This window comes from Brucella pecoris (assembly GCF_006376675.1).
GTDB lineage: Bacteria > Pseudomonadota > Alphaproteobacteria > Rhizobiales > Rhizobiaceae > Brucella > Brucella pecoris.
In genome coordinates, this window is the sequence record NZ_VEWK01000001.1 from 643,907 (window position 1) to 657,911 (window position 14,005).

Genomic DNA, 14,005 nt, shown 5'->3' on the forward strand with positions numbered 1-14,005 from the left:
CCTCCTGGTGTTATGAGCAGCGCTTCAACGCAGCCCCCTTTTGAACGCGGCGGCTTCTTGAAAACCGTACTCCGCCTCAATTTCAAATACCGGTCCAGATATGGACACAGACTTCAAATCATTCTCCATGTCCGCGCGGCTTATCTCATGGTCTCGAGGATTTCGCCAAAGCGCGGTGACACCCTACCTACGGACTCAACTAGAGCACCTTGATTTAAAACAATGATCCGTTCGCAAATTTGCGCTTCGCGACGGATATGCGTGGCAATCAGCAACGTGCGTGAATCTGCCTTGACCTTGAGGCGTTCAAGCACGTCCTGAGCTGTTGCGACGTCCAGACCTTCGGTCGGTTCATCCAGCAGCCAGAGCGGAACATCGGTCAGGAAAAGGCGCGCGAGGGCCAGACGACGCGCCTGCCCGCCCGACAACCCCAGGCCCCCCTCGCCCAGCATCGCGTCCAGCCCCGCAGGCAGCTCAGTGATAAATGCACCAAGGCCTGCGGCTTGCAACGCATCCATCAGTTCCTGATCGCTCGCGTCGGCTCGTGCCAGCCGGAGATTGTCGCGAAGACTATCCTGAAAAAGCTCTGTCCGTTGTGTGAGAAGACGTGCCGCTAGAACAGCCACATTGCCGTGGCCTGCTGGAATTTCTCCAGCAAGCAGATTGAACAGGGTCGATTTGCCAGCGCCGCTTGTTCCGACGATGGCAACCCGCTCGCCAACTGCAATATCGAGGTCGATGTTTTTCAATGCATCGTGATCAGCGCCATCGTGACGAACGCACACGTTTTCCAGATGAATTGCCGTTCCACTCAGAGGCGTTTGGGGTATCGCCAGTTCGGCATTATCCAGCAGTTGAGGTGCAACGCGCTTGGCGGCAAGTATCGTGCGCCCGAGCTCCATTGCACCACGCCGTAATGCCGAAAAAGGCTCCATCGCACCAAGAATGACGAGCATTCCGAGTGCTGCAACGGGCGCACCGATGGTGCCTGCCTGCATCAGCAATCCAACGGCGACAAGGCCGCCTGCAAGGAGTGCCGCGTGAACAATACCGAACCCGGCGCCTGTAACGATCTCGATGCGGTTCAACTTACGATCCGATGTGGCGACGTAGCCATCCGCGCGGGCGATTGCCAGTTGCTGGTTTTCGAGCCGCCCCGCCATAAGAAGTTCGGTTTGCCCGGCAACCAGATCGACCGTGCGGGCGCGTAGCGCTTCCGTACCTTTTGCGCGCTGGCGCATGGATTTTTCAGAACGTCTAGCCGCAGCCAGTGGAATGCCAAGCCCCGCAACAAGCAGGACAACCGCTACGAGCAGCCCGAAAAGCGGGCTCATCATACCGAGAGCGATACCGGCCACAAGCGCAGTGGCAAGCGCGGCACCGACAGGCACCACCACGCGCAGATAAAGAGAGTCGAGCGCATCTATATCTGCGGTCAGGCGAAACAGGAGACGCGCAGGGCGTTTCAGAAGTGTGTTTGCAGCGGTTGGGCGTGCCCAGCTACGGAACAGCTTTTCGCGGAGTGCCGCAAGGATGGCGAGCGTTGCATCATGGGTGACGAGCCGTTCGAGATAACGCGAGCCGGTGCGCAGGATAGCGAGCAGGCGAATACCGGCAGCGGGTGCAAATACATCAAATACAACTGCCGTTGCGATGCTCAAGCCCGCAATCGCGGTTGCCGTTATGAACCAGCCCGACAGGCCGACAAGCGCAATACCTGCAAGAACAGTTACGGTTGCTGTCGCGATACCGGCAAGTAGTGCCGTCCCCTTGGTCTGGAAGAAAAGCCGCAAAATCGGCTGCAATGACTGGAAACCGTTCATTCGGCTGCCCTCCTCTGCCAAACCGGATTGTTATCCACACTGCCATCCAGACGGACGATGCGATCCATTCTGCGGGCAAGGGTTTCGTCATGGGTTGCGACGATCAGAGTCTTGCCTTTGGCGAGCTTGAGAAGATTATCGGCAATGATCGTTGCCGTTTCCTGGTCAAGATGAGCAGTGGGTTCATCGGCCAGGATAATATCTGCATCCGGATCGACAGCCGCACGAGAAAGCGCCATCCGCAGGGCCTCGCCCCCCGAAATTCCGGCACCGTTCTCGCCAATCAAGCTGTTGCCGGTGACGCCGAGAACATGACCGAGCGCCATGTCATCGATGATAGCTGTTGTGATTTCCACCCCGGCTTGTCGACCAAGCGTGACGTTCTGCCGGGCCGAGCCGGCAAAAATGTGCGGCTTCTGGCCGATCCAGCTCATTCTTGTGCGAAGCGCGGCGGCCGTGTCATCGGTCAGCTCAACATCTCCTATTTCAATCTTGCCAGTTTGTGGAGCTGTCAGTCCGGCAATAAGCGCCAGAACAGTCGATTTGCCGTAGCCGCTTGGAGCCAGCAGCGCCACGTGTTCTCCCGCCGCGATATTGAGGCTGAAATTATTGAAAATCTTGGCTCCGGTCCCATAACCAAAGTTGATATTGCAAAGAGCAACTGTAGGAGCCCCGCCTTTTGTTGTTTGACTTCCCTCCTTCCCGATAACCGGCATCGAATGTTCAGCCAGTTTTTCGAGAGCATCAATGGAGGCTTCACCTGCTGCGCGGTCGTGCCAGACGGCTGAAAGATCGCGCAATGGTTCGAAGAATGCGGGAGACAGAAGCAGGACGAAAAGACCTTCCGCCAATGTCAGCTTGTGGCCCCATGCTCCGAAGTTGAGCTGCCCCAGCAGATGGAAGCCGATATAAACAGCGACCATGGCAACGCCGATGGCCGCGAAAAGCTCAAGCACTGCTGAAGATAGAAATGCGATGCGCAGTACAGACATCGTCTTTGAACGCAAGGTTTCCGCATTGTCGCGCAACCGGTTCGCCGTCGCGTCAACGGCATGGAATGTGCGGATGGTCGAAAGGCCACGTAGACGGTCGAGCAGAAAACCGTTCATGCCGCCAAGAGCGGTCAGTTGCTTTTCGCTGGCAGCCTTTGCACGCCAGCCGATCAGCGCCATGAAGATGGGTATCAACGGCGCAGCAACCATCAGGACAAGCGCCGCGGCCCACGAATACCAGAGAACAACCGCAAGTATTGCCATTGGCACCAGCATCAGGCGGATGCGCACCGGCACAAAGCGCGAAAGATAGGGAACGACCATCTCCGCCTGTTCGGCGAGAATGCTTGCGGCCTCGCCGGATGACGGGCGCGTCACGTCGAGCGGTGAACGTTGCGCAAGCGCTGAAACAGCATTGGTTCGAAGTCGGGAAAGTTCCTGTCGGGCAGCGTCGAAAGCTTTTGCCGCGCCCGCACTGTCAAGGAGGCTGCGCAGACAGCCGAGAGCGAATATGCCAGCCGCGCAGTAGTAGATAGAGCCATCAAAGCCGGTATCCGCCAGCCGTCCGATGGCGTAAGCGAGAATGCCCGCCTGCGGTAGCCAGAGGAGTGAGGCTAACGCCTGAAAATATGCCCCCCGCTTCAGCAAGGACGGAACAGGACGACGCTGCGAGCGGCGCGACTTTTGTTGATCGCCTACCGCTTCGCTGTCTTTTGCCGTCAATGTTTCCGTTCGGGGGACAACGGATGTCACTCTCGCTTAGGCTCCTTTTTGGCCGATGCTCGCCCGCGCCCGAGCGCCACGATCCTGTCCGTGGTTTCAAGGAAGCGGGTCACTTTGGCGCCCAGCGCCAGAAGACTGGTCAAACGGTCGGTATCGAGCCGCTTGACGTCGTCGTACCAGTTGGTCAGCCTTTCGATCAGGCCGTACATATCCTTCATGCGATCCTGCGCATAAAGATCGCTATCGCCTTCCGGTTGCTCCATCAGAATTTCGCGCAGAACGGTAAGCGTAGGATCGATCTCGCGCTTCTTGCGCTCCTCGGCGAGCGTACGCAGAATCTGCCACACGTCGTCGGGAGTCGTGAAAAAATCACGGCGATCGCCGGGAATGTGTTTCAGCAGCACCAGATTCCAGCCCTGCAATTCGCGAATACCCATGGATACGTTCGAACGCGAAACACCGAGCGCATCGACGATTTGGTCGGCGCAAAGAGGCTCGGGCGATATATAAAGCAGCGCATATATCTGTCCCACGGTGCGGTTGATGCCCCAACGGCTACCCATTTCGCCGAAGTGGAGCACGAACGACTGAACGATTGGCGACAATTCCAAAATTCTCTCTCCCGTAAATTCTGAATTTTCAGAAATTACTGAAATTCAGATAATTCAATTGGCCTCATCCTTCAATCCGCATGTCCCAGGCGAAAGCCCGAATGGACAATTGGCCGCAGCCCTTGGACACTCCTCCAAATGCCCGAAAACAAGACAGGCCGCCGCTTCCACTCCGCAGTCGGTGGGCAGTCAGGCCAGGGATTCGGCAAATGGCAGATAGTGTTTCCGATCGGCAGGATAGCCGGTCTTGAAGCGAACTCCAAAACAGGACTCCGGGCAGACCGGACGCGACAGCCGCCACTTCCATTACGGAGTGACGAATTTCCCCATTTGGTGCGACGGAAAGTGTAAGTTTTCCGCCCTCTCCGCACCCTCAAGCATGATACCTACAGACCTATAGCGGGTCGGAAGATGAAGGCAGCTCCTTGCTGTCCTGCGTTCTGTCGCGATGGATCACGGCGCGGCTGAGCAGCATGAGCGTTACCGGCGTTGTGACAACCACAAAGACGGTAATGAGCACTTCATGCAGAATCGGCTTCGATTGCAAGATGGAGAAAAATATGATCGATGCGATCAAGATTCCACCGGCCCCAAACGATGAGCCAAGCGTGGGGGCATGAACGCGTTCGTAAAAGCTTTTGAAGCGGACAAGCCCGATGCATCCGACGAGCGTGAGGAAAGCGCCGGCGACTAGAAAAAAAGCAATGACAATAGCTGCCCATACGGGAAGTTCGCCAGCGTTGTTCATTCGATCACCTCCCCGCGCATGAGGAATTTGGACAGCGCCACGGTGGCGACGAAACCCAGAAGAGCGATAATCAGCGCCGCTTCAAAATAGATGATGCTGCCTGTGCGTATGCCGAACGTGATCAGAAGCAGGAGTGCGTTGAGATAAAGCGCATCGGTTGCGAGAATCCGATCCTGCGCGCGCGGACCGATTAGAAGCCTGTAGACTGCGCAACCCATGGCGCCGAGAAGCATCAGTTGAGCGGCAAGCAGGGACCAGAAGATGATGACTGCGCTCATGCGGATTTCTCCTCTTCCACGATATCTGCGGCTCCGAATATCTTGATCAGCGGCTGCTCATATCTTTCCTTGATCGTATCGCGCCACGCCTGCGCGTCATCCAGATCGAGCACATGGATGGTCAGTTCATGCCTGGCAGCATTGTAATCTACCCAGGCCGTACCTGGCGTCGCGGTGATTATACAGGCCAGGACAGCAAGCGCAGTCCGGTTCTCGAGATCGAGTTGAATAACGACAAAGCCCGGACGCCGCTTGCGTTTGCGTGACAGAATGATGCTCGCAACCGTGATATTCGATTGCAGGATGTCGTAGCTCATGGTTGCAAATAGCTTGAGCATCGTGGGAATTGAGCGAATATGGTTCTTCTGCGGTTGCAGGGCCGTCATGATCAGACATGCAATGAGAGCGATAATTGCGCCAAGCAGGAGTTGCGCCGGCGTAAAGCCATTCAAAAGCAGCCAGAACATGAGTAGCGAGACGAAAAGAAGCGGATAAGGCAGGATTCTCTTCACTGTGCCCCCTCCGTTTCGGTGCCTGCTCGTGGCGCGTTGAGTACGCTGCTGATATAGGACGCCGGATTGTGCAGCGACCGCGCCGTTTCATCCATATAACGCATCGCCGGACCAGCCGCGATCGTCAAGGCCAGACAAATCGCCAGAAGACCTGCAATCGGCACCACTTCCCGCACCAGAACACGCGGCACGTTACCTTCGAGCGAAGCCCAGAATGTGCGAATGCCAGTACGCGTCATCGCGATCAGCGCGGAAAGACCGGACAGGAGAAGAAGCGCGACCAATGCCCAGCTTGCCGGGCTGACAGGCATTGCAAGCTGCGGCGTCGGGCCGTCGCCGTTGAAAACGGCTGCAAGGATCAGGAACTTGGCAATGAAACCTGAAAATGGCGGCAAACCTATCAGCAATATCGCACAAATGGCGAAACATGTGCCCAGGACCGCAAGGGTCGCGGGTAGCACCGCGCCGATCTCGTCTTCTTCCTCTTCCTCCTCATCGTCACCATAAGCTTCCATGGTAACAGCAAGAACGTTGGCAGCCGCGTCCTGACCACGTTCGATCAATTCGATCAACAGGAAAAACGCCGCGATGGTGAGCGTCGAGCTGACCATATAAAAGAGTGCAGCACCGGTCATGGCGATATTGCCGCTGCCGATGGCAGCCAGCAGAGTGCCGGACGACACAAGAATACTGTAACTTGCCAACCGTCCCATCGCCTGCGAGGCCACGACCCCGATCAGACCGAAACCCAGCGTGACCATTCCGCCGAAATAGAGCCAGTCATTGCCGAAGCCATAGGAAGAGCCGGCACCGATCCCAAACATCAGCGGAGACAGGCGCAGCAAGACATAGATGCCGACCTTGCTCATGATGGCGAATATCGCCGCCACTGGTGCCGCCGCCGCCGTATAGGTCGGCGCGAGCCAGAAATTGAGAGGCCACATACCTGCCTTGACAAGGAATGCGACGCCCAGAACCGCCGCCCCTGCTTCAAGCAGCATACGGTCCTCGGGTGCTACCTGTGAAATCTTCTGCGCAAGATCAGCCATATTGAGCGTGCCGGTTACGCCATAGATCAAGCTGACACCGATCAGGAACAGCGACGAAGCGACCAGATTGACGGCGATGTAGTGCATGCCAGCCTTCACGCGTGCAGGACCGGAACCATGCAGCGCCAGGCCGTAGGATGCCGCCAGCATGACTTCGAAGAAAACGAAAAGATTGAACAAGTCACCAGTCAGAAATGCGCCGTTCAACCCCATCAGCAAAAGCTGGAAAATCGTGTGGAAATGCGGACTGGCCTTGTGCCAGTGCGCGAGTGCGAAGCTGAGCGAAGCCATACCAAGCAGGCTGGTCAGCATAAGCATAAGAGCCGCAAGACGATCCAGAACCAGCACGATACCGAACGGTGCGGGCCAATTGCCAATCAGGTAAACAAGAGCGTCGGGTGCCTTGTCGCTCGCCATGCCCGCAAGCGTGATTGCAATCCCGATTAACCCCAGGGTCGAGATGGAGTTGATGGCCATCTTCAGTTTGCGATTACGCTCATCGAACAGCAGCAGAATTGCTGCCGTCACGAGCGGCAGAACAATCGGAGCGACAATGAGGTGCGTTTTCCAATCCAACATCAGTTCTCCTTGCCGTCCACGTGGTCCGTACGCGTCAACCCGCGCGAGGCGAGCAGCACGACAAGGAAAAGTGCGGTCATTGCAAAACCGATGACGATGGCAGTCAAAACGAGCGCCTGTGGCACCGGATCGGTATATTGTGCGGCCTGAACGTCAACACCGCTATCAAGTACCGGAGCCGCATTCGTGCGCAGGCGCCCCATGGAAAAGATGAAGAGATTGACAGCGTAGGAAATCAGCGAAAGGCCGATTGCCACCTGGAAGGTACGCGGGCGAAGAATGAGCCACACACCGGATGCCATCACTACGCCGATTGCCAGAGCAAGAACGAGTTCCATCAGTTCTCCTCCTTCGTAGCGGCGAGCTTCTCGACACGGTGTTTACGGAGCGATTGGTGCGCGAGAGCGATCAACACCAGGACGGTCGCACCGACCACGAGGGTGAACACGCCGAGGTCGAATAACAGCGCGCTGGCTGTCGGCATTTTCCCGATATACGGTATTTCCGTGTACTGGAAAAAGGTGGTGAGGAACGGATAGCCGAAGAACCACGAACCCGCACCCGTTGCGGCTGCGAACAGCAGGCCGAGCCCGATCCAGCGCAACGGCAGAATACGCAAGCGGTCTTCGACCAGGCGCGCGCCTGACGCCAGATATTGCAGCAGGAATGCAATTGCGAGCGTGATACCGGCCGCGAACCCGCCGCCCGGCAGATCATGACCGCGCAGGAACAGATGCACCGCCAGCACGATGATGACCGGGAAAAGCCACTGCATGATGACCGAAGGCACAGCCAGATAATCGGCCAGCGTTTCACCCGCCTTGCGGTCGGGCGCCGCCTCGTCATAGGCATCCTGAATCTTCTGCTGTGCTGTCGAACCTGTGGTATCGGATGCGGGACGGAAACGACGCAGGAGCGCAAAGACCGTCAGGCCCACAATGCCGAGAACAGCGATTTCGCCAAAAGTGTCGAAAGCGCGGAAGTCGACCAGAATGACATTCACGACATTCTTGCCGCCGCCGCCAGAATAGGCGTTTTCGAGGAAATAATCGCCAATGCTGCTGGGCGATATGCGTGTCATTACGGCATAGGCGATGACGGCCACCCCTGCCCCACTGCCGATTGCGAGCAGTAAGTCCCGATAGCGGCGGATACGTGGGCCGATTTGCACCGGAATCGGGTCGGGATCTTCCCAACGCTTCGGCAGCCAGCGAAGCCCGAGAAGCAGCAGAACGGTCGTCACGATCTCGACCAGCAACTGCGTCACAGCAAGATCGGGTGCGGAAAGCCAGACGAAGGTAATGCAGGTGATAAGCCCGGCACCACCAAGAAGGATCAGCGCCGCCAGTCGATGATACTTGGCCTGATACGCCGCGCCGATGGCACAGGCACCGCCAAGTATCCAAAGTCCGGCAAAGATCGGGTCCACCGGCTGGGCACCGAGCGAGCCGGGCCGCAGGCCGGAAACGAAAACTGGCCAGGCGGCGGCAAGGACAGCCACCACAACCACGATACGGAGCTGTGGCTGCAGACGGCGTGTGCTGAGGAAGGTTTCGGCCTTGCGCGCCCAGTTCCATGACAAGGTCACCAGAACACGCTCGAAAATGCGCTGTCCCTGCAAATGCCGGAAGAATGGCGGGCCATCTTCACTGGTCGCAAGATAGTTCTTCAGCATCCAGTGCAGAAGAATACCGCCGATCATGGCCACGATACTCATCATCAGAGGCAGGTTGAAGCCGTGCCAGACCGAGAGACTATATTCAGGCGTGGCTGTGCCCAGCACCGACAGAACAGCCGAATGCAGGAACGGCCCGATGGAGAGGCCCGGAATAATACCGATCAACAGGCAAAGCAGAACCAACAGCTCGATAGGACGGCGCATCCAGTGCGGCGGCTCGTGCGGCTCATGCGGCAGGTCGTGTGGCGGAGGTCCAAAGAACGTCGAGTAGATAAAGCGCACGGAATAGGCGACCGTAAAGATACTGGCAATCGTGGCCACATAAGGCGTGATCGTGTCGAGCCACGAGGCCATGTGCGTTTCCACCGCTTCGGCAAAGAACATTTCCTTGGAAATGAAGCCGTTGAGCAGCGGCACGCCCGCCATGGCCGCACTCGCGACCATGGCGAGCGTTGCCGTATAGGGCATGGGACGCAACAGTCCGCTCAGCTTGCGCATGTCACGTGTGCCGGTCTCATGATCGATAATACCGGCAGCCATGAACAGCGATGCCTTGAAAATCGCATGGTTGACCATGTGGAAGATCGCCGCGACGGCGGCAAGCGGACTGCCAAGACTAAGCAGAACGGTAATCAGTCCAAGGTTACTGATCGTGGAATAGGCGAGCAGTCCTTTGAGGTCCTGCTGGAAAACCGCGAAGAAACTGGCGATCAGGAGCGTGATCAGACCGGCCGAACCGACGATCCAGAACCACTCTTCGGTTCCACTGAGAACCGGCCAGAGTCGGGCCAGCAGGAAGACGCCTGCTTTCACCATGGTTGCCGAGTGCAGATAGGCCGATACAGGCGTGGGAGCCGCCATGGCATTCGGAAGCCAGAAGTGGAACGGAAACTGCGCGCTCTTGGTGAAGGCGCCAAGCAGGATCAAAATGAGCGCCACACTGTAGAGCGGATGTGTCCGAACGATGTTTCCTGCCGCCAGAACCTTGTCGAGATCGTAGCTGCCGACGATATGGCCGAGGATCAGAACGCCTGCCAGCAGACAGAATCCACCTATGCCGGTCACCGTAAGCGCCATGCGCGCGCCGTCGCGGGCGCTTGCATTGTGATACCAATAACCGATCAACAGGAACGAGAAGATGCTGGTCAGTTCCCAGAACACGGCGAGCAATATCAGATTGCCTGACAGAACCACACCGAGCATCGATCCCATGAAGGACAGAAGGAATGAGAAGAACCTCGGGACGGGATCCTCGGGCGACATGTAATAACGCGCATAAATGACGACCAGCAGGCCGATGCCCGTGATGAGCATCGCGAAAAGCCAGGCAAAGCCATCCATGCGGAAGGTGACATTGAGGCCGTAGGCAGGAAGCCATTCTATGGTGCCGCGAAGCACCTTGCCGTCTGACACGATGGGATAAAGGCTGGCGGTGACGATAAAGGCGACGAGCGCGATTGCTGCCGTAAACCAGGCCGAACCGCTACGATCCGCCCCCCTGAATAATCCGGTTATGGCGCTGCCTAGAAAAGGTAGAAGGACAAGCAGGAAAAGCATTCTGCCGTCCATCGTCATGCGCCACAGGCCTCCTAGCCGAAATCAAGGTTGATCCGAAGCAGGCACCGCTCAAGAAAACAGCAACAGAATCGCTCCGGCAAGTTGTAGAGAGGAATCATATATTCCGATGGCCTTATTATGACCGGCCACGGAACATTATGGCAATAGCTTTCAATGGCTTATCGCGTAGATTTGAATCATTTTATCGTTCCTCGCACCGGAAAATCTATAATTTATCGGCCGCTTCGAACCGCGATACCTGACTCTCGGCCATATTAGCCCTAAAATCTTTCGGCCAGATGACACACGCACTTCATTTTGAAGCGTTCACAAACGCGGCTCTAACCTTCAAGCAAAATTGCCGACAGTCGTTCGGCTTGAACGCGAATATCCGGCACCGCAGTAACTTCCCAGAATGCGCCTTTCGTAACCGGTCCGATAGCGAAAAAGGGGCCTGAAGGCTCTCCTCGCGCATTAAGTAGCCGGAGGTCACGCGTGACATCGAAACCGAGATCCAGTGCATCCGGTCGCGCCAGGCCATGCTCCATAAGGCCGATCAACGCGGTATTGCGGGTCGTCGAAAATCGGGGGTTGCCACCGCGACAATCGATAACGGTTGCCACATGCAATTTTTCGACCTGTTCGCTACGTCGCGGGCGATAGAGGATTTCCATTCCTTCGCCTTCGTCGCGCACGGAAACCAGATGACCTGCCGAGACTTTAAGTTGCCTATCGTTTACGGCAGCTTCGATACGATCCGCGACAGCCGGTGCCATGCGATGCCGATGCACGTCCCACCATGGTCGCAGATGGCGGAGGAAACCGCAGTGCTGCGACATCGGCAGCCCCGCCCAGATATGCTGCGTATGCGGACGCAGACCGTCCATCACACCACGCCAGCCGGAACCAGCCTTTTCCGCTTCCACCATCATGGCGCGCACGCGCTTCATGAGCTGCGACAGGCCGATCGATACGGGCAGATCGTCTGCCTCTATCGAGTAGGCTTGTGTCGGAGAATGGCGCGCGGGCAGAAGCCCACGGCGCGAAATCGCGTAGATTTCGGCACGGTGCCCGTTGTCGAGCAGAGACAATACACTATCGATCATCGACAAGCCGGTGCCGAATATCGCGACAGGAGCATCTGTAGGCACATCGAAATAGCCGTTGCTTGACCAGTATTCCGTAACGTGTTTACCGGATTTTGCGATGGCAGCCTCATTACCCGTAGCAAGAATAATGGCATCGGCAACGAAGGCGTCTCCGTTTTCGGTAGTAACGGTCGGCCTGCCATCCTTCAGCGCCACATCGACGATTCCAGTCTTTTCAACTGTCAAACGTGTAGCGTCTTCGCAAAGGTAAGGGGCGATCAGATGCTCCAGATAGGAGCGGTAGAGCTTACGTGGCGCAAAACTATGCGGTTCCCACGAATGGCCTGGAGCGGCAATGTCGTTCGACCGCAGCCAATTTACGAAATGATCCGGCTGATCGGGAAATGCGCTCATATTGCTGGCGCGGACATTGAGGAGATGGCTCGGATTTTCTGTCGCGTAGGCGATCCCTGCCCCTAATTGGCCTGAACGCTCGAAAATTCTCACGGTTGAGCCAGGCGAATGGCGAAGCAACTGTGCGGTCAGAATGATGCCGCTTGCACCGGCGCCAATGATGATAAATGACTTCAAACTATCGTGACCTCGTCCCGTTTCACGACAACGACATGAGAAGCGCGTCATCAGATTATTGTTTTGAATCCCACTATTTTAGTTAGGTTCCAACAAACAAACCCTCTTGTAAACCCCCATAAAACCGGGATGGCCCCAGTATCGGGGGACGTTTTTGACGTCTGTTCATCTGGAGTGTGTGATCGAAAAGTAAACAGTGAAACGCGGTGAACCACAGATCGTTGACAGTGTGTTTCAGAAACATGGGCTGGCTTCTGAGGTCAGAATAACAATATTTCTCTCAACATCATTCATGAGGCTGCCTTGATAATCCCAAGCCAGACAGCCCCGCCCGACCGCTGAAACACAGGACACAGTAATGAACAATTCCCTGCTGAATTCCATCAAGAAGCGCCGTACACAGTATGCTCTGGGCAAGTCCCTTCCGTTTTCGAACGAAGACACCGCCGAGCTGATCCGCGAAGCGGTTAAGCACACGCCTTCCTCCTTCAACTCGCAGAGCTCCCGCGCTGTAATCCTGTTTGGCGACGAGAGCGACAAGCTGTGGAACATAGCGAAGGAAGCGCTTCGCCAGATCGTTCCTGCCGACGCTTTTGCGCAGACGGAAGCCAAGATCGACAGCTTCGCCGCCGGTGCCGGTACGGTTCTGTTCTTTGAAGATCAGAACGTTGTTAAGGGTCTTCAGGAGAATTTTCCGCTTTACGCCGACAATTTTCCGATCTGGTCCGAACAGTCGGGTGGCATGGCGCAGCATTCGGTCTGGAGCGCCCTCGCCGATGCAGGAATCGGTGCAAGCCTTCAGCACTACAACCCGCTGATCGATCAGGAAGTCGCCAAGGCCTGGAATATTCCGTCATCCTGGAAACTTCGTGCACAAATGCCATTCGGCTCGAATGAACAGCCTTTTGCTGAAAAAACCTTCATGGACGATGCCGAACGCTTCAAAGTGTTCGCTTGATCGCTTGATTGCTTAGCATGAATCGAGCCGGAGGAATTTTCCTCCGGCTTTGTTCGTAAGCAGGTTTCGTACGAGATCATTCCCCGTCGAAACTGAACGGTGGCAATTGCTCGAGCGCGGATTTCAGTGCCTCAGACCAGCTTTCCGATACAGTCTGATAATAAGGATCGGTAGCCTCAAACCGTTTGCGGGCACCCGTTTTGAAGCTGTCTGCTTCATAGATCTGCATATCGAGCGGCAACCCCACCGAAAGATTGGCTTTCAGCGTAGAGTCGAAGGAGACAAGCAGCAGCTTCACCCCTTCCTCGAAACTCATCTGCTCCTGATAGGCGCGTACAAGGATGGGCTTGCCGTATTTGTTCTCGCCAATCTGGAAGAACGGCGTATCGGCTGAACTCTCAATGAAGTTGCCCTCGGGATAGATATAGAAAAGACGCGGCTGCCCGCCTCTGATCTGTCCGCCGAGAATGAATGAGGCGCCGAAAGCGTCAGCACTCTGCCCGCCGGTGGCAGAATTCTGGATCACTTCCTTGACGGTATCGCCAACGAGACGTGCAACCTGAAACATCGAAGGCGCATCGAAAACGGACGGATGTCTGTCTGCCGGAGCCTTCATGCGTTCTTCCAGAAGGCTTGCGACGGCTTGCGTCGTCGCAAGATTTCCAGCCGAAAGCAAAACAATCACGCGCTCACCGGGCTCAGACCAGCTCCGCATCTTCGTAAAGATAGAAATATTGTCTAGCCCGGCATTTGTCCGTGTATCGGACATGAACACAAGGCCACGATCGATTTTCATTCCAACGCAATAAGTCATAAGC

12 protein-coding genes are annotated in these 14,005 nt (G+C 56.4%); 1 reads left to right on the plus strand and 11 read right to left on the minus strand.

Annotated features, from left to right (window positions below):
- Positions 1-140: 140 nt before the first annotated feature.
- The 10 genes from cydC to FIB18_RS03005 form a co-directional block, all read right to left on the minus strand.
- A complete protein-coding gene (cydC, locus tag FIB18_RS02960; RefSeq protein WP_140019340.1) occupies positions 141-1,823 on the minus strand; it encodes a thiol reductant ABC exporter subunit CydC in 1,683 nt (560 codons plus the stop codon).
- Positions 1,820-3,568, minus strand: a complete 1,749-nt coding sequence (gene cydD / locus FIB18_RS02965) for a thiol reductant ABC exporter subunit CydD (RefSeq protein WP_140019341.1) — start codon at positions 3,566-3,568, stop codon at positions 1,820-1,822. The genes cydC and cydD overlap by 4 nt, the downstream gene beginning before the upstream one ends.
- Positions 3,565-4,149, minus strand: a complete 585-nt coding sequence (locus FIB18_RS02970) for a GbsR/MarR family transcriptional regulator (RefSeq protein ID WP_174977381.1) — start codon at positions 4,147-4,149, stop codon at positions 3,565-3,567. The genes cydD and FIB18_RS02970 overlap by 4 nt, the downstream gene beginning before the upstream one ends.
- A gap of 394 nt (positions 4,150-4,543) precedes the next feature.
- Positions 4,544-4,897 carry a monovalent cation/H(+) antiporter subunit G gene (gene mnhG, locus FIB18_RS02975; protein WP_140019342.1) on the minus strand — a complete coding sequence of 118 codons (354 nt, stop codon included), beginning with the start codon at positions 4,895-4,897 and terminating at the stop codon, positions 4,544-4,546.
- Positions 4,894-5,175 (minus strand): K+/H+ antiporter subunit F, encoded by a 282-nt coding sequence (locus tag FIB18_RS02980; protein WP_140019343.1) that lies wholly within the window; start codon positions 5,173-5,175, stop codon positions 4,894-4,896. The genes mnhG and FIB18_RS02980 overlap by 4 nt, the downstream gene beginning before the upstream one ends.
- Entirely contained in the window at positions 5,172-5,687 is a 516-nt protein-coding gene (locus FIB18_RS02985; protein ID WP_140019344.1) for a Na+/H+ antiporter subunit E, read from the minus strand. Before FIB18_RS02985 ends, FIB18_RS02980 begins: the two co-directional genes overlap by 4 nt.
- Complete coding sequence (locus tag FIB18_RS02990; protein WP_140019404.1) at positions 5,684-7,312, minus strand: monovalent cation/H+ antiporter subunit D; 1,629 nt, start codon at positions 7,310-7,312, stop codon at positions 5,684-5,686. Before FIB18_RS02990 ends, FIB18_RS02985 begins: the two co-directional genes overlap by 4 nt.
- Positions 7,313-7,314: 2 nt before the next feature.
- Positions 7,315-7,653, minus strand: coding sequence for a Na+/H+ antiporter subunit C (locus FIB18_RS02995; RefSeq protein WP_140019345.1), 339 nt, complete (start codon positions 7,651-7,653; stop codon positions 7,315-7,317).
- Positions 7,653-10,568, minus strand: a complete 2,916-nt coding sequence (locus tag FIB18_RS03000; protein WP_140019346.1) for a monovalent cation/H+ antiporter subunit A — start codon at positions 10,566-10,568, stop codon at positions 7,653-7,655. Before FIB18_RS03000 ends, FIB18_RS02995 begins: the two co-directional genes overlap by 1 nt.
- A 323-nt stretch (positions 10,569-10,891) precedes the next feature.
- Positions 10,892-12,229, minus strand: coding sequence for an FAD/NAD(P)-binding protein (locus FIB18_RS03005; protein WP_140019347.1), 1,338 nt, complete (start codon positions 12,227-12,229; stop codon positions 10,892-10,894).
- A gap of 358 nt (positions 12,230-12,587) precedes the next feature.
- Between FIB18_RS03005 and FIB18_RS03010 the strand changes: the two genes are divergently transcribed.
- Positions 12,588-13,187 (plus strand): nitroreductase family protein, encoded by a 600-nt coding sequence (locus FIB18_RS03010; protein ID WP_140019348.1) that lies wholly within the window; start codon positions 12,588-12,590, stop codon positions 13,185-13,187.
- A gap of 76 nt (positions 13,188-13,263) precedes the next feature.
- Here the strand turns inward: FIB18_RS03010 and FIB18_RS03015 are convergent, their stop codons facing one another.
- Entirely contained in the window at positions 13,264-14,001 is a 738-nt protein-coding gene (locus FIB18_RS03015) for a proteasome-type protease (protein ID WP_140019349.1), read from the minus strand.
- Positions 14,002-14,005: the final 4 nt, after the last annotated feature.

Bases quoted from the DNA above. Each gene is read 5' to 3' on its own strand.
- cydC (WP_140019340.1), bottom strand. From the start codon at position 1,823: ATGAACGGTTTCCAGTCATTGCAGCCGATTTTGCGGCTTTTCTTCCAG.
- FIB18_RS03000 (WP_140019346.1), bottom strand. From the start codon at position 10,568: ATGACGATGGACGGCAGAATGCTTTTCCTGCTTGTCCTTCTACCTTTT.
- mnhG (WP_140019342.1), bottom strand. From the start codon at position 4,897: ATGAACAACGCTGGCGAACTTCCCGTATGGGCAGCTATTGTCATTGCT.
- FIB18_RS02980 (WP_140019343.1), bottom strand. From the start codon at position 5,175: ATGAGCGCAGTCATCATCTTCTGGTCCCTGCTTGCCGCTCAACTGATG.
- FIB18_RS02995 (WP_140019345.1), bottom strand. From the start codon at position 7,653: ATGGAACTCGTTCTTGCTCTGGCAATCGGCGTAGTGATGGCATCCGGT.
- FIB18_RS03015 (WP_140019349.1), bottom strand. From the start codon at position 14,001: ATGACTTATTGCGTTGGAATGAAAATCGATCGTGGCCTTGTGTTCATG.
- FIB18_RS03010 (WP_140019348.1), top strand. From the start codon at position 12,588: ATGAACAATTCCCTGCTGAATTCCATCAAGAAGCGCCGTACACAGTAT.